Below are 20,779 nucleotides of genomic sequence, written 5' to 3' on the forward strand. Positions count from 1 at the left end.
ATATTATTGTTGTGAAAGTGTATCAACACATTCTTCAAGGCTGTTTTCCCAATGTTTGGGCTCTATTTTGTAAGTCTCCTCTATTTTATCCAAAGACATTGTACTTCTTACGGGTCTTTTGGCAGGGGTTGGGTACTGTTCGGTTGTTAATGGATTCAATTTTACTGAAGATTTTGAGAATTCAGCAATTTTTTTAGCAAATTCAAACCATGTTGTTTCCGGATAGTTTGAGAAGTGAAAGACTCCATAGGTTTTACGGTGAGCTACAATGATCTCCATGATAGCTTCTGCCAGATCATTTGCATTGGTTGGCTGCCCAAACTGATCAGCAACAATTCCCAATTCTTTTTTCTGAGAGAAAAGATTCAGCATTGTTTTCACAAAGTTCTTATTGAACTCTGAGTACAGCCATGAGGTTCTCAGGATAATTGTCTTAGGGTTAATTTCCAGAGCAAGTTCTTCTCCTTTTCTTTTTGATTCTCCATATACTCCTATCGGGTTTGTAAAATCGTCTTCAGAATATGGAAGGTTTGTGGTCCCATCAAAAACATAGTCTGTAGAAACATGAATCAGAGTAGTTTTATAATCTGCACAAGCCTGGGCAAGATGAGCTACACCGTCTGCATTTACAGCAAAGGCTTTTTCTTTTTCGGTTTCAGCCAGATCTACCGCTGTGTATGCTGAAGCATTAATGCAGTAATCAGGTTTGTTATCATAAAAGAAGTCATTCACCTGGTCTTCATTGGTAACATCAAGAGTGGATGAGTCTGTAAATAAGAATTCATATTGATGTTCAAAATCTGGAGCTATTTTTCTAATGCAGTTTCCCAATTGTCCGTTGCTTCCTATTACTGCTATTTTTTTCATTTATATATTATTAATTTTTAAGTTGGAATCTTCAATAAGAGTTGCTGATTAAGAATTTTTTGCATTTTGGCTTCTTAAAAACTTCACTCTGGACTGGAAGTCTTTCTGAATCAAATCTACATAAAACTTGTCGAAAATTTCTTTGACATCTTCGGGATGAACTTCAGATTTTCTTGTTTTAACATTGAAATAAATAACAGTTACCCAAAGTACAGCATGAATTGTCTTTTCATCTAAGCTTTTCATCAGGATTTCTACTTTTGCAGTTCTATCCTGTACATCGATGGTTTTGCTGCTGATTACAACCTGAGTGTTATATCTTACTTCTTTTAAATAGGCTATTTCATTTTGAATGGCAATCCAGGTACAGCCGGTTTTCTTGGTATATTCTTCATAGGTAAATCCATAGAAAGTTTCTACATGATCTTCTCTGGCATTGAACATATAATCAAGATATTTTACATTATTCAAATGTCCGATCGGATCGCAGTCACTAAACCTAACTTTTACCGTAGTTGATACTTCTTTTTCCATTCCGCAAAAATAAAAAAACCACCTCTAATAGAGATGGTTAGTTTTATAAATCTTTGTTAATTTGCTGAAATTATTGAACTCCAAGTTCTTTCTTTACAGCTGGAGTAGCATCTGGTCCTGCTTTATAAAGGAATGCAGTTGAGTTAGCATCCATAATATAATCGTATCCGTTAGCTTTAGCTACTTTTTCTACTGCATCGTTCAGTTTTTTCTCAACTGGTCCGAAAGCCAAATCCTGCTTAGCTTGTAGATCTTTTTGAGCTTTATCCTGCATTTGTTGGATTTCTTCAGCTAATTTTTTCATTTCAGCTTCTCTTGCTGCGTTTTCGTCAGCTGTTTTTTTCGGAGCTTCTGTTTGATATTGCTGATATTTAGTTTGAGCTGCGTCAGCTTTTTTCTTAATCTCAGCTTGTTTAGTATCTAAGAATGTTTTAAGATCAGCATCTGCTTTCTTTTTCTCCGGCATAGCGTTAAGAACTCCCATTACATCTAAAGTAGCAATTTTTTGAGCTTTTGCCATACCTACAGATACAACCATCATTACTGCTGCAAATAATACACTTAATTTTTTCATAACTGGTAAATAAATAATTTAATTTGTTTTTAGATTTTAAAATATAGCAAAAGTTAATTTTTAAAACTTATTTTTTGCTTTTGCTATTTGTTTTTTCCTTCTTGTCTGTTCCTTTCAGCAAAACAGACAATACTTTCTCGGTGTAATCATATTTTGACTGAAGGAAAATAACACTAATGTTATTGCTTTTATCAAGAACTATGCCCAATCCATTTTTTTCGGACATTGTTTTGATGGCTCCCCAGATCTGATCCTGAAAAGGCAGAACAAGGTTTGTTCTCAGTTTTGTAATCTCACCGTTAGCTCCAAAACGTAAGCTAGTAGTAGTTTTAATATTTTTATCAAGGTCTACAACTTCTTTTTCTCTCAATTTAAGCTGGTCACCTATTAATAATACTTTTTCACTTTCAAAAGCAGCTTTTTTTCTTTCATATTCAGATTGAAGACTTTGAAGTTCTGACTCCCAGGTATCGATCTGAGAATTCAGTCTTGCTTCAGCTTCTTTATACTGAGGTAATTTATTTAAAATTTCATTAGTATCCACTACTCCTATTTTCTGGGCATTGCTGAATCCAAAAAGCAATAGTAATGCGAACGTGAAAGTTATTTTAAAGTGCTTCATATCTGTAATTATAATGTTTGGTTCATCAAGAAGTGGTTTCTCCATCCGGACTTATCACCTGATAATGTTTTATCAAGACCAAGTGCAAAGTCAAATCCGATCAATCCAAATGCTCCCATATAAACTCTTACACCAATTCCGACTGATCTTTTCAATTGGAATGGACTGTAAGAACTCCATGAGTTCCATACGTTACCTCCTTCAGCAAATGTCAGTGCGTAGATTTTTGCAGTCTGGCTCATTGAAATCGGGTATCTCAATTCTAAAGTAAATCTGTTATAGATTGTACCACCACCTGTCTGAGTAATATCATCTGCCTGACCTCCTTCTGTACTGGCATTTTCATATCCTCTTAAAGGAATCAATTCTCTACCGTCATATCTACCTCCGAAAAGACCTGTACCTCCCATATAGAATCTTTCAAATGGCGGAGCTCCCAATTTACTGTTATATCCGTCCATGAATCCCATTTCCGCAGAAGATCTTAAGACAAGTTTCCCAACGATTTCGTTGTATACATCTGCCTTGAATTTAATCTTATAGAATTCCATCCACTTATACTTATCAATAGCTGACATTGTGGAATAATCTTTCTTTTTAAACAATGAGTATGGAGGCGTCAGTTTTGCTGAAAGCTCAATATTGGATCCCATTGTAGGGAAGATTGGGTCGATACCGGCTGAGTTTCTGCTCAATCCTAAGTTTACACTGAAGTTATTGGCAGTACCGTTAGTTTCAGTAGTGTTTCCAAACTGGAATGGATAGTTATTGAAGTCATACTTCTGGAACTGTAATCCTGTATAAAGTGAGAAATAATCATCCGGCCAGTTTAATAGTCTGTTTAAACCAGCCGAAGCAGAGAAGATGTTAAGCTTCTGAGCAGCTCCGTATTGATCTGTATATCTTACTCTTGAGTTGTTCAAACTTACAGAAAGGGCTGTTGCTCTTGTACCAAATAACCAAGGTTCTGTAAATGATACACCGTAGTTTTGGAAATACTGTCCTGCCTGCACCTGAATAGAGAACGTTTGTCCGTCTCCCTGAGGTACTGGTTTGAAGTCCTTAAACTTAAGGAAGTTCTTTAATGAGAAGTTATTAAAAGTTAATCCTAAAGTACCGATGAAGCTGTTACCACCGTAACCTGCCTGCAGCTGTACCTGAGAAGATCCTTTTTCTACCAGCTTCCAGTTGATATCAACGGTATTATCTACCTGATTTGGCTGGATATCCTGACCGATCTGCTGAGGGTCAAAGAATGACATCCCTGCTAGATCGAAGTATGTTCTTTTAATTTCCGTTTTCTTGAATAGCTCTCCCGGTTTTGTTCTCAGTGCTCTAAGGATAACGTGGTCATGGGTTGTAGTGTTCCCCTGCCATGTTACTTTATTCCATGTAGCCTGCTCTCCTTCATTAATTCTAACTTCAAGGTTTACGGCGTCTCCTGATACTGATTTTTCAACAGGTGTAACATTAGAGAAAAGGTAACCGTTGTTCATGTAAACAGATTTGATATCTGAGTCATCTTCTTTACCTCCATCTTCTCCAACTTTTTTGTTGAATCCTACAGCATCATAAATATCTCCTTTTTTATATCCTAATAATCTCTGTAAATATTCTGTAGCGTAAACCGTATTCCCCGTGAACGTAACGTCCCCGATATAATATTTTTTACCCTCATTAAGTTTTACATTGATTTCGTAGTTATTTCTTTTGTTTCTCCAAACTGAATCTGAAACGATTTTCGCGTCTCTATATCCCAGGGAGTTATAATAACTGATAAGACTTTGCTTATCTTCTTGATATTTATCTTCAATGAATTTTGAGGATTTCAAAATTCCACCAATACCGAAACGTTTTTGTTTTGTTTCTTTGAAAGCTTTGTTTCTAAGCTTTCTATCAGTTACATTTTCGTTTCCTTCAAATTCAATATGATCAATCTTAATTCTTTTTCCCTTCTCTACATTAATGGTCCAGTCTACTAAAGCAGGGTCTCCTGCATTTACTTTATCCTGAATGCTGATTTTGGCATCTGCAAAACCTTTTTTAATGTAATCTTTAGGAACATTTGTTTTAAGACTAGAAACTAAGTTTTGAGTAATCTTAGTTCCTGGTTTAAGGTTGTTATCCTTTGCCAGCTTTTCACTCTTAGATTTACCAATTCCTTTCCCTGCGAATTTCACTTCTCCAAGTTCTTTCAGATCCTGCAGGTGAAATTTCAGAACGATTGTCTGTCCTTCAATGCTTTGAACATAAACTTCCACTTCAGAAAAAGATTGGGTATCCCAAAGTTTTTTAACAGCATTGCTGATTTTCTGCCCCGGAATGTCTACGCTTTCTCCTTTAGTAAGACCTGTAAATCTTAAGATCTGAGCTGGTGTATATTTTTTTACCCCATCTACAACGATGTCTTTAAGTGTATAAGTGCCTGCCTCATTTTCTGCATGAACAGCATTATTTACTTTTGTGCTGTCTTGTGGAGTTACTTGTCCATAAAAATGTGCAGAAGCAGCAAACATAATGATGGGTAATAGTCTAAACTTCATTTTATCGAGTCTTTCTTTTCTTAAAATTTTATTGGCCTTTTACTTGCTCACCGGTTAAACCGTATCTTCTTTCTTTGTTTTGATAATCTACAATACATTGGAAGAAAATATCTTTGGTAAAATCCGGCCACAGAACATTTAAAAACTGTAGTTCTGCATAAGCGATCTGCCAAAGCAGGAAATTACTTATTCTTATTTCACCGCTGGTTCTGATCAGTAAGTCTACAGGAGGAAAATCTTTTGTATAAAGGTAGTTTTCAAATAAACTTTCGTTAATATTTTCTATCTCTACTTTTCCTTCTTTTACATCAGAACTTATATTTTTAACGGCTTCAAGTATTTCATTTTGTGAGCCATAGCTTATAGCCAATACAAGGTTTCCTTTTGTGTTTTCTTTTGTGAGTTCTACCACACGCTCCAACTGCTCTTTTACTAAAGGAGGCAGTTTTTCAAGATTACCTATCACATGCATTCTCAATCCTTTGCTGAAGATTTCTTCTGCCTCAAGCAGTAAGGTTTCTACCAACAGGTTCATAAGTGTATTCACTTCTTCAGTTGGACGGCTCCAATTTTCTGAAGAGAATGTGTAAAGTGTTAAGTAAGGGATATTAATCTCATTACAAGCATTAATGGCATTTCTTACTGCATTAATGGCATTTTTGTGACCAAAAGTTCTTTCCTCGCCACGAGATTTTGCCCATCTTCCATTACCATCCATAATGATGGCTACGTGTTTTGGTAAATTCTCAGAATTTATTTTATCTTTAATCAACGACATATTATTCACAATAACATGGAGGTCTTCCGAACGAATACGTGAGTCCTAAACTGAAAGTATTCATCCAGTCGTTCGATCTTCCATCTCCAATATTTCTCTTTTTAATAAACTCTGCTTCTCTTTCCTTAGAAACTGCATAATAATTTCCTGACTGCAATAATGAACCTCCTGTTGCTGGGTCCAAAATATCTGTATTAAAAGAAGTTTTTACATCTTTGTCAAGGATCTTACTATGATCCAACTGATCTGTCAATGTATATCTGAATGTAGCTTCTGCAAATATAGCCCAAGAATGGTTGAATTTATACTTCAAACCCACCCCAAAAGGAATATGCATTGTTACTTTTTTTCCTAATGAATAATCTGTTTTCGTGGTGAAATCCAATTCATTAATTGGAGCCTGCGCCACACCATCTGCATCTCTTCTGAAATCATTCACAAGAGTTGCCTTAGGAGCATCAAACATCAAAGCACCAACACCTCCGAAGATATAAGGGCTTAGCATGCTGATCTGCTCATTATTTACCGGGAAAAAGTTATATTCAAACATTAAACTCGCCTCATACACGTTATTTTTTCCGTATGAGTTTCTATTTCTTCTATAATCTTCTTTCGCAGCTTTATCACTAAACTGAACCTGGTTGTATCCTAAATCCAATCTAACGGTCTGATGCGGGTTAAAATTAAATCTATATAACAAACCTCCATAAAATGGGATGCCCCAATCTGACACTCTGTTTAAATCCAACGGCTTCTGTAAAATATAATTTGTCCTTCCTACATCTCCCACTAGGTTACTCATACCTAGACGAACTCCCAATTCGTTTCTTTGTGCTTTAACACTTACCACTCCAAGGAAGGCAAGGAAGCTAAACAATAATTTTTTATTCATAAAAGAATATGGATTTATGGTTATTTTAAAATTTAATTTTTGCAAATATAAAACATTTTTATATTAATGATAATCTTAATGTTTAGTTAAAAATAAACAAAAAAACATAATTTGTTATAAAGTAAACGGCAAAGTGGCAAAAATATTCTTTTTTTCATAGAATGAAAATACATTAAATATGAAAAAACCCCCATTAAATGAGGGTTTAATGCTTTATTTTTTATTAAATAATACCTGTACTTTATTTCTGATCCTTATCAGCAATGGCTCTTTATAATTTTTATCCTCATCAAAATATCCGTAACCATAGCCATATCCGTAGCCATAACCGTAACCGTAGCCCTGTTTTGTATTATAATCATTATAAACAAGTCCCAAATTATCAATCTCATCATTATGATACTTATCCGTAATCATTTTCAGCATGTATTTTTCTGTGTATTCATGGCGCACAACATAAATATTGGCATCAGAATGCTTCATAAGCTCATATGAATCTGCCACTAATCCTACCGGTGGTGAATCTATAATAATAAAATCATATTTTTCTTTCAGTTCTTCTATAAATTTAATATTTCTCTGACTCATTAAAAGTTCAGAAGGGTTTGGCGGAATAGGTCCTGAAGTGGCAACATCCAGATTTGGGATTTTTGTTTTGTTGATAATCTGATCAATTCCTACTTCCCCGGTAAGATAATTTGAAATACCATATTTATTATCAATCTTGAAGTCTCCGAAGATTTTTGGTTTTCTAAGGTCCATACCCAGTAAGATTGTTTTTTTATCGCTTAATCCAATTACAGATGCAAGATTAATGGAAATATAAGTCTTTCCTTCTCCTCCGATGGATGATGTAATTAATATGACTTTACCTTTTTGATCTTCATTATCTATCAAAAATCTCATATTGGCTCTTATTCCCCTGAAAGCTTCTGATACAGATGATTTTGGCTGCTCCAGAACAGTAAGCATATTTTCATTATTGTTATTTCCAATAACCCCAAGAAGTGGAATTTTCGTGGCACTTAAAAGTTCTTTGATATTTCGGATCTTGTTATCAAACACTTCACCAATCAGGATAAATAATAGTGGAAGCAACAACATTCCTGAAATAATAGCCATTCTTGCCAATTTAACATTAGGCCCAATGGGTCTTTGTCCTAAATTTTTAGCCGGGTCAATAACCGTTATATCAGACTGATTGGTAGCCATTCTCATCTGGGTATCACTCTGTCTACCTAAAAGACTGTTATAAGTAGCTTCAATCATGTTATAACCTCTCTCTGCATCCAGATATCTTCTTTCTTTTTCAGGATAAGTTGCTAAATCAGAATTGGCACCAGCCATTTCACGATCTATTTTATTGATTTCTTCATAATATCTGTTATAATAGTTTCTCAAACTATTGGATGACCCCATTCTTGCTTCATCAATAAGCCTGTTGATTTCTCTCATAGGTTCTGATGACGGCTTATAAATAGTGGCCATTTCTGCTTTTTTGGTATATAAAGCTTTAAGTTCAGAAACCGTTGCTGTGAAAACACCATCTTCGAAACCTGCCGCATTTGTTCCGATCATTTTATCGAAATTCTGAGACTGAAGTGTGTTCTTGATATTGTTCAGAGAACTGATCTTGCTAATGATATCGGCTTTTTTAGCTTCAAGTTCTTTTATTTTTTCGAGAGATTTTTCATCCCTGTCTTTAATATTATAGAGTTTTTCAGAAGTCTTTAAATAATTAAGCACATTTGCGCTTGAATCAAGTTTTTTACGGATATTCCCAAGATTTTCTTTTAAAAAGATGTCTGTATTCTTATTAACGATATTTTTATCAGCAAGTCTCTTTTTCTGCAGTTCTGCAACAGATTTATTCAGGAAGTTAACTGTATTATTAAGGTTGTATCCTTTTTTAGTAATAATCATAATAGACCTGATTTCTTTATCAAAGTCTACTCCTGTGGTAGAAACGATTTCATCTACGCTCTGGTTTACAGAGCTCAGCTTAATAATAATATTATCAAGCTTAATTTTTGTAGCAACAGGGTTTTGAAGCAGTCTGAATCTCAGGTTAGGCGAATTATACCATTCATTAATTTTGATGGTTTTATCTGCTGGTCTTTTATAAGAGTTAATGTCCTGGAACCCTTCTACTTCATAGTTGTATAAGCTTGTAGATTCTCCTTCTTCAGGTAAAATCACTTCATAAGCTCCATTTCCTTTTGGTATCAGCGTAATAGGATAATTGATCTGCTGAAGGTGCTTTTTATCAATCTGAAGAAAAACGGGTGAATCATCTTTGTCAAGGTAAGTAGATTTTATAAGTCCTTTGGTAGAATAGTTTACAAAAAGATCTAATTCTTTCACCAAAAACTCATTGTGAGATCTGGATAAAAGCATTTTCTTCAAATAAAGCCCATCCTGATTTCCTGTATCTCCCCAAATGAAGTTAATGGATTGGTTAGACTGAGTTGGCAGAAACTCTGAAGCTTTACTGGAAGTACTTAATGATAAGTCTGATGCATAAATATTCTGTGCATAATATTTACTATATACCCACGCCATGGCATAGCCAATGATAAACATCAATACAAACCAGTACCAGTTTTTAAGAACCCTTCTTAAAAAGTGTTCTAAATCAAATAATGCAAATGTCCCGGATTTATCTTTCTGAGCATTATTCTTCTCTGCAGTGTTTACTCTTTCTGGAATCATGATTAAAGATTTTTAAGGAGTAAATAAATAGATAATGCAGTAGTAATTACAGAAACCCCTGTAGTCAAAGTCTGGATTGGGTCTTTTCCGAATCCATTCAAGCTTTTTGCTCTTGTATTCAGATAGATTTCATCTCCGTTCTGTACATAATAATACGGAGAGTTCATAAGGTCTTCACGGGTAAGATCTATTTTGGCAATTTTGATTCCTTCCGGAAGTTTTCTGTGGATAACGACTTCTCTTTTATCAATAGTTCTGTTCAATCCACCATTAATAGCCAATGCCTCAGTAATCGTAAGAGTGTTTTTGTGAGCTACTTTTTCGCCTGAAAGTCCTGTAGTTTCCACGTCACCAAGAATATAATATGTAATACCGTCTGTATTCAGTCGTACTTCAGATTTACCTTCCTGGAAATTCTCGTTTACTTTATCCTGTATTTCTTTTGTAATATCATCAAGAGTTCTTCCTTCAGCTTTTACATATCCTATTCCGAACACATTGATATCACCATTGGAGTCCACCTTCAGTCCGTTAAAATAAAAATTCATATTTCCGCCTCTGCCTCCTCCGGCATTGGCACTCACCACACCTCCTACACTACCACCACCTGATATTGCAGAACTTGTTACCCCTCCGCCGGCAACTCCGCCTGAAGTATTGTAAGAGGAATAAAACTGTGCTGCATCTCCTTTGGGAGTGGTCACAATATTAAGATTGAGGATGTCATTTTTGGTAATCCTGTACACGGGAATATTGTACGGAATAAGACCTTCTTCGTTAATGACAAGGCTTTCGCTTGGCTGCAAGTATCTCACATCCTTTGTTGTGATACATGAGGTAACTAAAAAAGGGAATATTAAAAATAAATATTTAAAATTCTTCATCATATTTGGATATTGTTTACAAAAGTAATATTTAATTGTTAATTTTTGTTATTTCTTAATCGATATAGCAAATCTGGCAGATAAGCTCCGAAAAAGCCTAATGAAATAATCACCAATAATAACAGATTGACATCAATATGTCTTAAATAATAAGCGGCTCCCACGATCATCAAATAGTAAAGAATGATATAAAAAGTAGATCTTCTGTGGGTAAGATTTAGCTTCAACAGCTTATGGTGAATGTGGTTTTTATCAGCGTCAAATGGTGATTTCTTATTGTAAAGCCTTATAAATATTACATTTAATGTATCTACAATCGGAAGAATCAGGATCGCTACAGCTACTACAGGAGCAGACTGAAGATGATACCTTGGTACATCTATCAGGTTTTTATCAATAAAAATATCTATGAAACAAATGGAAGTAAAGGCCAGTAAAAAGCCAAGCAGCATGGACCCGGTATCTCCCATAAATATTTTACGGGTACGATAGTTGGACAGGTTATAATACAGGAAGGCCAATACTGTCCCAATAATAACAACAGACAATACTACCAGCGGATAATTATATTCTCCTAACCGGTAATAGCTTATTCCAAATAAAGCACTGCAAATTACAGAATAACCGCCCGCCAATCCGTCTATCCCATCGATCAGGTTGAAAGCATTGATAAGTATAATAAAGGTGATAATACTGAACAGTATACTTACAAAATACCCCAATTCATACACTCCAAATATTCCAAATAAGCTTCTTATTCTAATATCTGAACCAATAACCACCAGAGAAGACACTACAATCTGTGCAACAAGTTTCTTATAAGCCCTCATCACAACAATATCATCCATTACCCCTACATAAAGCAGGATAATCAATGAAGCAAATAAAAATTTGTAGAGGTCAAACAGCTCATAAGCAAAAATAGAAGCGCAGATTCCAATGGAATAGAAAATGGCAATTCCACCAAGGTTAGGAATTTCTCTAAGATGCGAACTTCTTATCCCAGGCTCATCCATCAGATTCTTCCTTCTTGAGATCTTGACGATGGTAGGAATAGAGAAAAAGGTAATTAAAAAGGCGAATACGAAACCAAGTCCTATTTTTACATAGAAAATAGGTATTCCCGATCCGCTTAAGAACAATTCAAAATTTTTCATTCTTTCTTATTCAGCACTTGCATTTCTCAATAAAAACTCACAATGTAGAACTTATAAAGAACTTCATCATTATTTTTCTATTGCTCGAAACAATAGCACGTACATTTGTGTTTATTAAATCAACTTTCTTATCAATCTTTTCTGTCCTCCAAAAAACAACAGATAAAAAATTTTTTTCTTCAAAGGCAAAGATAAAAGATAATTCTTACCAAAACGACTATACTTCAATATATCTTGAATTTTTATTTGTCTTTCCTTCATAAAAAGAACCAACTGATCAGACATACTATAAAATATTTCTTCTTTTTTCACAAAGGCCAGATAAGCAAGAAATGAGTAAACTCCTTCAAAAATCTGGAAGTTTTTTAATTCTTCTTTTTTGTGAGAATATTGAGATTCATTGAATACATTTTCCACATCAGCCACTGCTTTCAGCATATCAAGTCCTTTTTCTGTATGGGTTTTCGTAATAGAATCGGTACGTTCAAGATATTGATAATGGAAATTCTGGGTCTGAGCAATGGTATCACATTCCAGTAAAAGTTGTGGAATCAGCTGAATATCTTCAAAATGAACTCCCTTTTTAAATCTTCTTTGATGAAAAAGTTCTTTTTTGAACAGCTTATTGCATGCAAAATAGCTGATATCCGAGAACACTGAAAAATTATTTTCAAGTGCTATTTTCTCGGGCATGTTGGGAAGCTGAGTCAGTTTTTGGGTAACCTTCCCTGTTTCGTCAACTTTCTGAATATTGCAGATCACCATTTTTGCCTTATATTTTTCTCCTAAAAGAAGCATTTCTTCAAACATTGTTTCGGAAACATAGTCATCACTGTCTACAAAACCTATATAATCTCCGGCAGCTCTGTCAAGCCCAAAATTACGGGCATCACTTAAACCTCCGTTTTCTTTGCTAAAAGCTTTTATTTTTTCCGGATATCTTTGTGCATATTCTTCAATGATTTTTCCTGAATTATCCTTACTTCCATCGTTCACTACAAGAATCTCAATATTGGAGAGACTTTGGTTCACCAGGGAATCAAGGCATTTTGTCAGATAATTTTCGACATTATAAACAGGAACAATAATGGATACTTTTGAGGGAACATTTGTCATACATTAAATTTTCGTCAGTCTTGCATTCAGCCATCCTTTTTTAGCTTCATCAAAATCCTTTCTGGAACACGGAATGCAATTTTCTATATTTTCATCATCACCAAAATACCACAAATTACTGAAAGTATCACGCTTGAAGGCGTACTGTCTGTCATCTATCAAAACATAGAACAGCTCATAATGTCTTTCCTTTGGGTGGGAATGCTGGATATTGATTCCTTCAATCAGATACCATAACATTTGTGCTAAAAGCTGATGGTTCAACTGGTTTTCTGAATAAATATTATAATTAAAAATCCCTACAGATTTCAGATTTTCACTCAATCCGATCTCTTTCATGTAGGCACAAATCTCTCTTCTGTTTAATCCATTTACCTGTGGATTCATGGAAAAAGGTTCGCTGAAACTTTCCACAGCATCACAATTTACGGTCACCAGATCTGCTTTTCTGAAGAAAGGTTCTGTTTTTTCTGTAGAATTCATCATTTCAGCAAGTCGGATAATATCAAACTCCACTTCTTTGATCAATCTTACGGAATCCATTTCATTCAAATGCTTCTGGTATCCTAAATGATGATAATTTTTAATAGAGAAATTCTTAGCTCCAAAAATTTTACCCAAGAAAGTATGTTCATTGATAGTTTCACCCTGTTGAAGGGAAATAATATTACTGATCTGGGTATAATTGATATTTTTCTGATGAAAATTCAAAGCAGAAAATAATGAGAAAGCAAAATCATTGGATCCACCCACAATCACTGGAATTGCTCTTTTGTAATGACATGCTGACAGGACTTCCTGCAAAATATAATGGGTATCCTGAACAGACTTCCCAGACACCAGGTCTCCAAGATCTACAACAGGAATTTCAAAATCCATCTGCGAAAGTTTATAAAACTCATTCCTCACCGCTGTAAAATCCTGTACTTCTGCATCTCCGCCCACACCTCTGTAATCAGATACAAACAAAAGGACAATACTATCTTCTTTGATATCTTTTGTAATCCGATTTCCTATCTGCCAGCTTTCTGTTTTGAAATTTCTTGGTGAAATGATAAAGTCTTCGAAATCCATATTTTAATTTGAAATATAATAATTGATTAATTGCTTGATATAACAAACATACAAAAAACATAGGAACTGAGTAGAGTGTGCTATATATTGTTCACAAAAAAGCCGTCAACAAATTGTTGAGGGCTGATATTTTTTAGAACTCACAGAAAATTCCTACTTGTTTGCTTCTGCTTTATTTTTCCAATATTCTGCAAGGTCTTTCAGTTCCTGATTTCTATCCTGAAGATCTTTGATACGTGCTTCGTATTGTTCTACTAGTTTTTCAGAAACATAGTAATTTACTGTCTCAACGGCATTATTTACATTTGAATTATCATATGTATTATTAAAGTTGTGATTACTTTCCTTGTCATTTAGAAGATTATAAATATCCGTTTCATAAAATTCTGAAATTTTTAAAAGATTATCTATCCCTGGTTTAGTCTGATCACTTTCCCATTTTCCATATGCTGTTTGCGAAACATCAAGCTCTACCGCTACCTGCATCTGAGAAAGATTTCTGTTGGTTCTTAATTCTCGAAGTTTAGTTCCTAAAGACATATTCTAATAATTTCTAGCTAATTTACTATTTTTTGTTATCTAAATTTAAAACTTTTGTTTTGGATTTTAAAACTTTGGTTGTTGTACAGAATCAAAATTCTAAATAACATTGCATCTGTTATCACGCCAATGTGATAAAAAAGTTTATATTTAACAACTTAAAAAACAAACAAATGATGACGAAAAAACTATTTTCGTGGCTGTTGTTCGTCACAGCTTTCAGCCTTATGTTGCTATCCTGCAGGAATGATTATTTACCCGATCAACAGCAAGATTCTACTATCAATAATGCTTTCCGGTATACCTATAAAAGGATTTCTTTGGAGGAAAGTAAGCACAAAATCAACCTTGTTCCCGAATTAAAAAAGATTAATGAGAAATTAAAAACTCAGGAAACCTATGCTTTAGGAAAAGCAGTGAAATACAGCAACGGAGTTTCTGTGAATACAGATGATGTGATCTATATAGAGCGCGGAACGAATGTACACAGCTATACTTTTCATATAACAAGAGAAAATACCTCCCCAGATGCTCCGTTGGAAAATCTTGTCCTGAGTTCACAGCCAGACGGCACTTACAAAGAGCTTTTAATTACCTATAATTTTACACCGCAGGAAAAAGGAATTCTGGCAAATGGAGGTTCTATTGAGACAAAGGGTAAACTAAGCGTAGAAGAATTAAATCCAGGAACATACAGTGGAGGTATACTTAATAAATCTGACATTTCCTGCGAATGGATTGAAGAATCTTATTATACTGCCTGTAGTGAAGGTCAGCATTTTAATGGAGAACCTTCCAAATCACAGGGAGGTCCTTGCAAAGCATACCAACCCTCAACATTAGTAACGGTAGTTGTTCACAGATGTAAAGCACTTCCCGCTTCTACAGCATTGGGAGATGACGGAACCGGTGGCGGTGGAGGATCTTTTGGAGGAACAGGAGGAAACAATAATGATACTCCTACAATACCTAATCTACCACTTGATAGTAAAGACCCTTGTAAAAAAGCAAAAATACCTACAAACAATGTGAATACCATTTTACATACATCAACAATATCTTCAGAGTTAAATGCATTAAAACAATATGCAGCAAATGACCATTATGAATATGGGACAGCAATTATAAGTACAGGTACAACTATTATTGCACAAGATCCATATTCTAACAATGACCCTAATGATCCCGGTCATGTTACAATAAACATCCCTTCAATAGGAGATTATCTCGCCTCTGCACATTCGCACCCTAGTCACGGTGCCCCGCCTCCTTCTGTAAGAGACTTATATAATACTCTTCAAAGCAGTCAACAATATCTTACATATCAGTCATCATTTGTATTTAGTAGCAATGGAACAATATATGCATTTGTAATTACAGATAGAGATAAAGTAACAGAATTTTTGGCTGCTTATCCATTTTCAAGTAATACTACAAATGAGGGGAGAATTTTTAATGATAAATCAGAGGTAGGGAAAGATTTTCTTGAAATACTAGAGAACTATATGACAGGAAGATTACCTGCATATTCCGGGAATAGCCAAAATGATGGTCTAGAATCAGGCTATGCATATATTCTTGAAAAGTATAATAGTGGAATTAGTTTAGCTAAAACTGATGAAAACGGAAACTTAAAAGCACTTTCATCGACACCATTTGAATATATAATTCCAGCATCTGGTGGAAAAAAGATAACAGGCTATAAAGCACAACCATGCCCATAATATTCAACTATCAAATATTATCATTATGAAAACAAAAAAAATTTTTATACTTCTAGTTACAATTATTTCTTTTACTTTTTTTAAATCACAAACAGGTCAACCAATTACTATGGTAGATTATCCTAATTTTTATAACCAAACGATAAGTAACTTAAATAATATCATTCCTAATAAAACAAATTATTATAATCAACCTCTTTCAGCTTTTTTACAAAAATTATCTCAAAATAATCTGTCGATACAGTCTTATTATCCTGATAGTGGATATCTAAGATTAATGTTTGTTGGCGATGCAGAAACAAGATCTGAAATTCGCAAAAAAGATTATGCTAACCCTTACATTGATATTTATTTCACTCAAACATTTGACTTCCAGCAAGCAACAGCAATTATTAATCAATATCATTGGTTTTGGAATACAACTGCTGAAAATTTTTACAAAAGTTTAATTATAAAAAGTATAACGTTTTGGGATACAAATGGTTTAACAAATAAAAATGGAGGACCTCAATAATTGAATGCTGCCAAAACAATAAAATAAAACCTCCAAATTTGGAGGTTTTATTTTCTAAGCACAGACTATGAAAAATATATACCTGCTAATATCTACTCTTTTTCTTGTAAGTTGTATTTCAAACAATCATTCAATTACTTATTTTCTTTCACCAGGAATAGAAAGCATAAAAGTATTTCCAGCAAATAAAAAAGATTCAGCAAAAATTCGGGAAATAGATTCATCTATTGAGAAAAGTTTAGAAAAATGTAAACAAGAAAAAAATAAGGAATGTATAGATGACAAGGATATAATGACAATGTATGCAAAATTCCCAAAAGGAATTTCTAATTTCAGAATGGTTTTGTTTAATAAATTCAAACTCCCAAAGAATGCTACAACTGGTGAAAACCGTATTCTCGTCACCATCGGTACAGAAAATAAATTAGAAAATATAGAAATTCTTAAATATACCGATCAGGAAACTAGAAAATCTATTGAAACAGCGTTCAAATTAAAAGAATTAAATACATGGGAATCTGCAAACATTTATGGAATTCCTGTGAAAGAAAAATTTGAAATAAGTATTTTCATAGAAAACAAAAAGATTACCCATTATTAAGTTGTCCTTTTATGTTCAAAATCTTTTCAACATGGTATCCTGTGGTTTATCGCTAATTTCCATTGAGATCATTCATAGAAGTCTATAAAACAAATCCGTCTCACATGCTATATGAGACGGATATTTTATTCTAATTCGTGTACTGGCTAATTAGCACTTTCCGAATGATTGGCTGATAATCGTTATTCCGCCTATAATAATTGTAACTCTGATTCCTGTTGGAATTCCCCAGGTAGTACATATAGATAAACAAGCCTGGCCAGCCGTTCCATTAGGAATACTTAATGGGATACTGAAACAGTATTTCCCAAAACCTAAAGGTAAGTTGATACAAACTTTATTGTTCTCAACAGTAATTGATATACACTCTGCTGTTACAAGAAGATAACCTGCGCTGGCATTGGCAAGGCTTAAATCTGAATCCGCCCCAGATGAACGGCGGCTTGCCTGACTGTCTTCGTGTGATCTTTTTGCTGCTTCCAATGCGTGCGAAATAGCTTCTTCGCTAAATTTAAATTCTGACATGATTTTATAGTTTTGTTTTTTCTTACTCGTTTGGCTTTTCAGAATCCGCCTCGTTTTTAAAGTGGTTTCTGAACTCCACCGTTTGTAATATTACGATGTAAATCTAGAGAATTAAAATACTGAATATCATAGTCTTAGTACTGAATTTTTCATTTACGTATTTATACTTAGAGCTAAGTAATAACTGTGCATAAATATTAATTCCCTACGTTGAGAAATTTATTTAATGATTATCATTCTGTAATTTTTATATTTTTTGAAATGATTCTCAACGAAAAAAGCACAAGTTAAAACCTCATGCATCATTTAATACCAGACTTAATAAAAGCAAAAAAGCACAGACCAAAATCTGTGCTTTCCTATCTTATTAAATTAAAGACTATTTATTTTTTAGCTGCAGGTTTCTTTGCCGCAGGTTTTTTCGCTGTTGTAGTTGTCTTCTTAGTTGTGGATGCTTTTTTAGCTGCTGGTTTTTTCTTTTCTGCAAAAGCTTTGGGATCCTGATCTGTAATCCATTTTTTAACTTCATCTAAAGAAAGCTCTTTCAACTCATCTGCTTCGTATTTTGTATCATCTGCTTTCTTCGGGATTTTAAACATTGCTTTTCCGAATTTGATGAAAGGTCCCCATCTTCCGTTTTCAATGGAAATTTTTTCTTTTTCCCACTGTTGGATATATCGGTTGGCTTCTTTTTCAAGTTTTGCATCAATCAGTTCATTAATATCACTTTGAGAAAGATTTTCAAAGTCATATTTTTTTGGAACATTTACAAAAATAGCTTTGTATTTGATAAATGGCCCGAATCTTCCTGTTCCTTTCGTTACCGGCTCCCCTTTATAGGTAGCAATTGGAGCATCAGCAATTTTCTTTTCATTGATGATTTCTTCTGCACGTTTCTGATCTACAGAAAGAGGGTCTTCTCCTTTCGGAATACTGATATAGGTTTCTCCCCATTTTACATAAGGTCCAAATCTACCAACACCTACAGAAACTGGTTGTCCATCAACTTCACTTAAATCGAAAGGTAACTTGAATAGTTCTAACGCCTCTTCAAAAGTGATGGTTGCAATATTCTGACCAGTCATTAATGAAGCAAAAACCGGTTTCTCTTCATCATCAGTTTCTCCAATCTGGATCATTGCTCCAAATCTTCCGATTCTTGCATGAACATTTTTACCAGTCTTTGGATCTACACCTAATAGTCTGTCTCCTGTTGCACGGTCTGCATTTTCTTCTACGTCTTCAATTCTTGGGTGGAATTTTGAGTAGAAATTCGTCATCATTTCCTTCCATTTCTGGTCACCACTTGCAATTTCATCAAAACTTTCTTCTACTCTTGCCGTGAAACCATAATCAAGGATTTCCCTGAAGTTATCTGTCAGGAAATCATTTACCACTTCACCTATATCTGTAGGAATGAATTTATTTTTATCACCTCCGAATTTCTCTTCAAGAACTACTTTTTTGATTTTATCTTTGGCTAAAGACATTTTGATCACTTCACGCGTATGCGGCTCGATTTCTCTCTTATCCACATATTCTCTGTTCTGAATCGTCTGAATCGTCGGAGCATAAGTAGAAGGTCTACCAATCCCTAATTCTTCAAGTTTTCTCACCAATCCTGCTTCCGTATATCTTGCACTTGGTCTTGTGAATTTTTCAGTAGCGGTAATGGTTTTATAGTTCAATATCTCTCCTACACTTACTTTTGGCAGTAATTTATCATTGCTCTCCTCATCTTCATCTTCTGTCTTCACAATACCATAAGCTTTCAGGAAACCGTCAAATATGATCACTTCTCCCTGCGCTTCAAAATGATGGGGCAATGATACATTCCCGATTTCTATCACAGTTTTTTCAATTTTGGCATTGGCCATCTGAGAAGCCAGTGTTCTTCTGTATATGAGTTGGTATAACTTATTCAGCTGTGCATCTCCTATACTTTTCACTCCAAAATCCGTAGGACGGATCGCTTCGTGAGCTTCCTGTGCTGAAGCAGATTTTGTAGTATAATTTCTTGGAGAAGAATATTCTGCTCCGTATTCTGATGTAATTTGTTTTTTAGCTCCTTCAATTGCTTCCTGAGAAAGGTTTACGGAGTCTGTTCTCATATAGGTAATGTACCCTTCTTCATACAGTCTTTGTGCCAGACGCATGGTATTGGTAACATTATATCCAAGTCTTGAGGAAGCCTCCTGCTGTAGTGTGGAAGTTGTAAATGGAGCTGAAGCAGAACGTGTACCTGGCTTGGTTTCAACATTCAGAACCTTAAATTCTGTGGTTTTTGCCTGCTCAAGGAATTTTTCTGCATCTTCTTCTTTTTCGAAGTCTTTTTTCAGTTTAGCAGCTATTTCCTGCTCTGTTTTATTTAAAAAGATTCCGTCAAGTTTAAAACTTGCTTTTGGTGTAAACTCACGAATCTCTTTTTCTCTTTCAACAATTAATCGTACTGCTACAGATTGTACTCTTCCGGCAGATAACCCCGGTTTTACTTTCTTCCATAAAACAGGTGACATTTCAAAACCTACAATCCTGTCCAGCACTCTTCTAGCCTGCTGGGCATTTACTAAGTTCTGATCTATATCTCTCGGATTGTCGATTGCTTTTAGAATGGCGTTTTTGGTAATCTCGTGGAAAACAATTCTTTTTCTGTTTTCAGGCTTCAATTTCAACTCATCCGCCAGATGCCATGCAATAGCCTCACCTTCGCGGTCCTCATCGGAAGCGAGCCATACCATATCTGCTTTCTTTACTGCGGCCTTTAATTCGGTTACCAATTTCTTCTTGTCTGCGGAAACTTCGTAATCGGGACTGAATGTAGTAAGGTCTATCCCCATTCCTTTTTTAGGAAGGTCCCGGATATGTCCGAAACTGGATTTCACTTCAAAATCCTTTCCTAAATATTTCTGAATAGTTTTTGCTTTTGCCGGGGACTCTACGATTACTAAATTTTTCGACATTCTAACTAAAAATTTTTGCAAAAGTAAAGCTTTTTTATTATATACTTTTTGTAAAACGGGTTTAATTTAACAATCCTGATGGTTTACACCCCTTTTCAGCACCCATTTTTTTAAGATTCAAATCCTTTGTAGTGTAGGTTTTAGAGCGTTATATAGTTATCA

General features: G+C 34.6%; 18 protein-coding genes. 3 read left to right on the forward strand and 15 right to left on the reverse strand.

Annotated elements, in window-relative coordinates:
* Positions 1-3: 3 nt before the first annotated feature.
* The 13 genes from rfbD to KIK00_RS13585 form a co-directional block, all read right to left on the reverse strand.
* Positions 4-867: a dTDP-4-dehydrorhamnose reductase gene (rfbD, locus tag KIK00_RS13525; RefSeq protein ID WP_255812906.1), complete on the reverse strand. Its 864-nt coding sequence runs from the start codon at positions 865-867 to the stop codon at positions 4-6.
* 48 nt (positions 868-915) lie between these two features.
* On the reverse strand, positions 916-1,401 hold the full coding sequence (locus KIK00_RS13530) for a thioesterase family protein (RefSeq protein WP_047377420.1): 486 nt from the start codon (positions 1,399-1,401) through the stop codon (positions 916-918).
* A 70-nt stretch (positions 1,402-1,471) separates the two neighbouring features.
* Positions 1,472-1,975 (reverse strand): OmpH family outer membrane protein, encoded by a 504-nt coding sequence (locus KIK00_RS13535; RefSeq protein WP_047377419.1) that lies wholly within the window; start codon positions 1,973-1,975, stop codon positions 1,472-1,474.
* 67 nt (positions 1,976-2,042) lie between these two features.
* Positions 2,043-2,642, reverse strand: coding sequence for an OmpH family outer membrane protein (locus KIK00_RS13540; protein WP_370647710.1), 600 nt, complete (start codon positions 2,640-2,642; stop codon positions 2,043-2,045).
* A complete protein-coding gene (gene bamA / locus KIK00_RS13545; RefSeq protein WP_255812908.1) occupies positions 2,606-5,140 on the reverse strand; it encodes an outer membrane protein assembly factor BamA in 2,535 nt (844 codons plus the stop codon). The genes KIK00_RS13540 and bamA overlap by 37 nt, the downstream gene beginning before the upstream one ends.
* A 28-nt stretch (positions 5,141-5,168) precedes the next feature.
* Positions 5,169-5,918, reverse strand: coding sequence for an isoprenyl transferase (locus KIK00_RS13550; RefSeq protein ID WP_255812909.1), 750 nt, complete (start codon positions 5,916-5,918; stop codon positions 5,169-5,171).
* 1 nt (position 5,919) lies between these two features.
* Positions 5,920-6,810, reverse strand: coding sequence for a DUF6089 family protein (locus tag KIK00_RS13555; protein WP_255812910.1), 891 nt, complete (start codon positions 6,808-6,810; stop codon positions 5,920-5,922).
* A gap of 213 nt (positions 6,811-7,023) precedes the next feature.
* Complete coding sequence (locus KIK00_RS13560) at positions 7,024-9,522, reverse strand: exopolysaccharide transport family protein (protein ID WP_255812911.1); 2,499 nt, start codon at positions 9,520-9,522, stop codon at positions 7,024-7,026.
* Positions 9,523-9,524: 2 nt separating this feature from the next.
* On the reverse strand, positions 9,525-10,409 hold the full coding sequence (locus KIK00_RS13565; protein WP_255812912.1) for a polysaccharide biosynthesis/export family protein: 885 nt from the start codon (positions 10,407-10,409) through the stop codon (positions 9,525-9,527).
* 35 nt (positions 10,410-10,444) lie between these two features.
* Entirely contained in the window at positions 10,445-11,563 is a 1,119-nt protein-coding gene (locus tag KIK00_RS13570; RefSeq protein WP_255812913.1) for a glycosyltransferase family 4 protein, read from the reverse strand.
* Positions 11,564-11,677: 114 nt separating this feature from the next.
* Positions 11,678-12,679: a glycosyltransferase gene (locus KIK00_RS13575; RefSeq protein ID WP_255812914.1), complete on the reverse strand. Its 1,002-nt coding sequence runs from the start codon at positions 12,677-12,679 to the stop codon at positions 11,678-11,680.
* 3 nt (positions 12,680-12,682) lie between these two features.
* Positions 12,683-13,753, reverse strand: a complete 1,071-nt coding sequence (locus tag KIK00_RS13580; RefSeq protein WP_255812915.1) for a formimidoylglutamase — start codon at positions 13,751-13,753, stop codon at positions 12,683-12,685.
* A gap of 153 nt (positions 13,754-13,906) precedes the next feature.
* The gene (locus tag KIK00_RS13585) at positions 13,907-14,293 is read right to left on the reverse strand and encodes a helix-turn-helix domain-containing protein (protein WP_255812916.1); all 387 of its coding nucleotides are present in this window, start codon (positions 14,291-14,293) and stop codon (positions 13,907-13,909) included.
* Positions 14,294-14,466: 173 nt separating this feature from the next.
* On the opposite strand from KIK00_RS13585, the gene KIK00_RS13590 reads away from it, so the two are divergent.
* The 3 genes from KIK00_RS13590 to KIK00_RS13600 all read left to right on the forward strand — a co-directional run bounded on the left by KIK00_RS13590 (position 14,467) and on the right by KIK00_RS13600 (position 17,132).
* Entirely contained in the window at positions 14,467-16,017 is a 1,551-nt protein-coding gene (locus KIK00_RS13590; protein ID WP_255812917.1) for a hypothetical protein, read from the forward strand.
* Positions 16,018-16,042: 25 nt separating this feature from the next.
* The gene (locus KIK00_RS13595; RefSeq protein ID WP_255812918.1) at positions 16,043-16,531 is read left to right on the forward strand and encodes a hypothetical protein; all 489 of its coding nucleotides are present in this window, start codon (positions 16,043-16,045) and stop codon (positions 16,529-16,531) included.
* Between the two features lie 67 nt (positions 16,532-16,598).
* Positions 16,599-17,132 (forward strand): hypothetical protein, encoded by a 534-nt coding sequence (locus KIK00_RS13600; protein WP_255812919.1) that lies wholly within the window; start codon positions 16,599-16,601, stop codon positions 17,130-17,132.
* Positions 17,133-17,282: 150 nt separating this feature from the next.
* Here the strand turns inward: KIK00_RS13600 and KIK00_RS13605 are convergent, their stop codons facing one another.
* Together KIK00_RS13605 and topA are read right to left on the reverse strand one after the other, a co-directional pair.
* Positions 17,283-17,657, reverse strand: coding sequence for a hypothetical protein (locus tag KIK00_RS13605; protein ID WP_149835532.1), 375 nt, complete (start codon positions 17,655-17,657; stop codon positions 17,283-17,285).
* 383 nt (positions 17,658-18,040) lie between these two features.
* Positions 18,041-20,617, reverse strand: a complete 2,577-nt coding sequence (gene topA / locus KIK00_RS13610; protein WP_255812920.1) for a type I DNA topoisomerase — start codon at positions 20,615-20,617, stop codon at positions 18,041-18,043.
* Positions 20,618-20,779 lie beyond the last annotated feature (162 nt).

This window comes from Chryseobacterium sp. MA9 (genome assembly GCF_024399315.1).
Taxonomy (GTDB): domain Bacteria; phylum Bacteroidota; class Bacteroidia; order Flavobacteriales; family Weeksellaceae; genus Chryseobacterium.

Excerpts from the sequence above, each read along its gene's own strand:
- KIK00_RS13585 (WP_255812916.1), bottom strand. The coding sequence starts at position 14,293 with ATGTCTTTAGGAACTAAACTTCGAGAATTAAGAACCAACAGAAATCTT.
- KIK00_RS13590 (WP_255812917.1), top strand. The coding sequence starts at position 14,467 with ATGATGACGAAAAAACTATTTTCGTGGCTGTTGTTCGTCACAGCTTTC.
- KIK00_RS13600 (WP_255812919.1), top strand. The coding sequence starts at position 16,599 with ATGAAAAATATATACCTGCTAATATCTACTCTTTTTCTTGTAAGTTGT.
- KIK00_RS13540 (WP_370647710.1), bottom strand. The coding sequence starts at position 2,642 with ATGGAGAAACCACTTCTTGATGAACCAAACATTATAATTACAGATATG.
- bamA (WP_255812908.1), bottom strand. The coding sequence starts at position 5,140 with ATGAAGTTTAGACTATTACCCATCATTATGTTTGCTGCTTCTGCACAT.
- KIK00_RS13550 (WP_255812909.1), bottom strand. The coding sequence starts at position 5,918 with ATGTCGTTGATTAAAGATAAAATAAATTCTGAGAATTTACCAAAACAC.
- topA (WP_255812920.1), bottom strand. The coding sequence starts at position 20,617 with ATGTCGAAAAATTTAGTAATCGTAGAGTCCCCGGCAAAAGCAAAAACT.
- KIK00_RS13595 (WP_255812918.1), top strand. The coding sequence starts at position 16,043 with ATGAAAACAAAAAAAATTTTTATACTTCTAGTTACAATTATTTCTTTT.
- KIK00_RS13535 (WP_047377419.1), bottom strand. The coding sequence starts at position 1,975 with ATGAAAAAATTAAGTGTATTATTTGCAGCAGTAATGATGGTTGTATCT.
- KIK00_RS13530 (WP_047377420.1), bottom strand. The coding sequence starts at position 1,401 with ATGGAAAAAGAAGTATCAACTACGGTAAAAGTTAGGTTTAGTGACTGC.
- KIK00_RS13605 (WP_149835532.1), bottom strand. The coding sequence starts at position 17,657 with ATGTCAGAATTTAAATTTAGCGAAGAAGCTATTTCGCACGCATTGGAA.
- KIK00_RS13580 (WP_255812915.1), bottom strand. The coding sequence starts at position 13,753 with ATGGATTTCGAAGACTTTATCATTTCACCAAGAAATTTCAAAACAGAA.
- KIK00_RS13565 (WP_255812912.1), bottom strand. The coding sequence starts at position 10,409 with ATGATGAAGAATTTTAAATATTTATTTTTAATATTCCCTTTTTTAGTT.
- KIK00_RS13570 (WP_255812913.1), bottom strand. The coding sequence starts at position 11,563 with ATGAAAAATTTTGAATTGTTCTTAAGCGGATCGGGAATACCTATTTTC.
- KIK00_RS13560 (WP_255812911.1), bottom strand. The coding sequence starts at position 9,522 with ATGATTCCAGAAAGAGTAAACACTGCAGAGAAGAATAATGCTCAGAAA.
- rfbD (WP_255812906.1), bottom strand. The coding sequence starts at position 867 with ATGAAAAAAATAGCAGTAATAGGAAGCAACGGACAATTGGGAAACTGC.
- KIK00_RS13555 (WP_255812910.1), bottom strand. The coding sequence starts at position 6,810 with ATGAATAAAAAATTATTGTTTAGCTTCCTTGCCTTCCTTGGAGTGGTA.
- KIK00_RS13575 (WP_255812914.1), bottom strand. The coding sequence starts at position 12,679 with ATGACAAATGTTCCCTCAAAAGTATCCATTATTGTTCCTGTTTATAAT.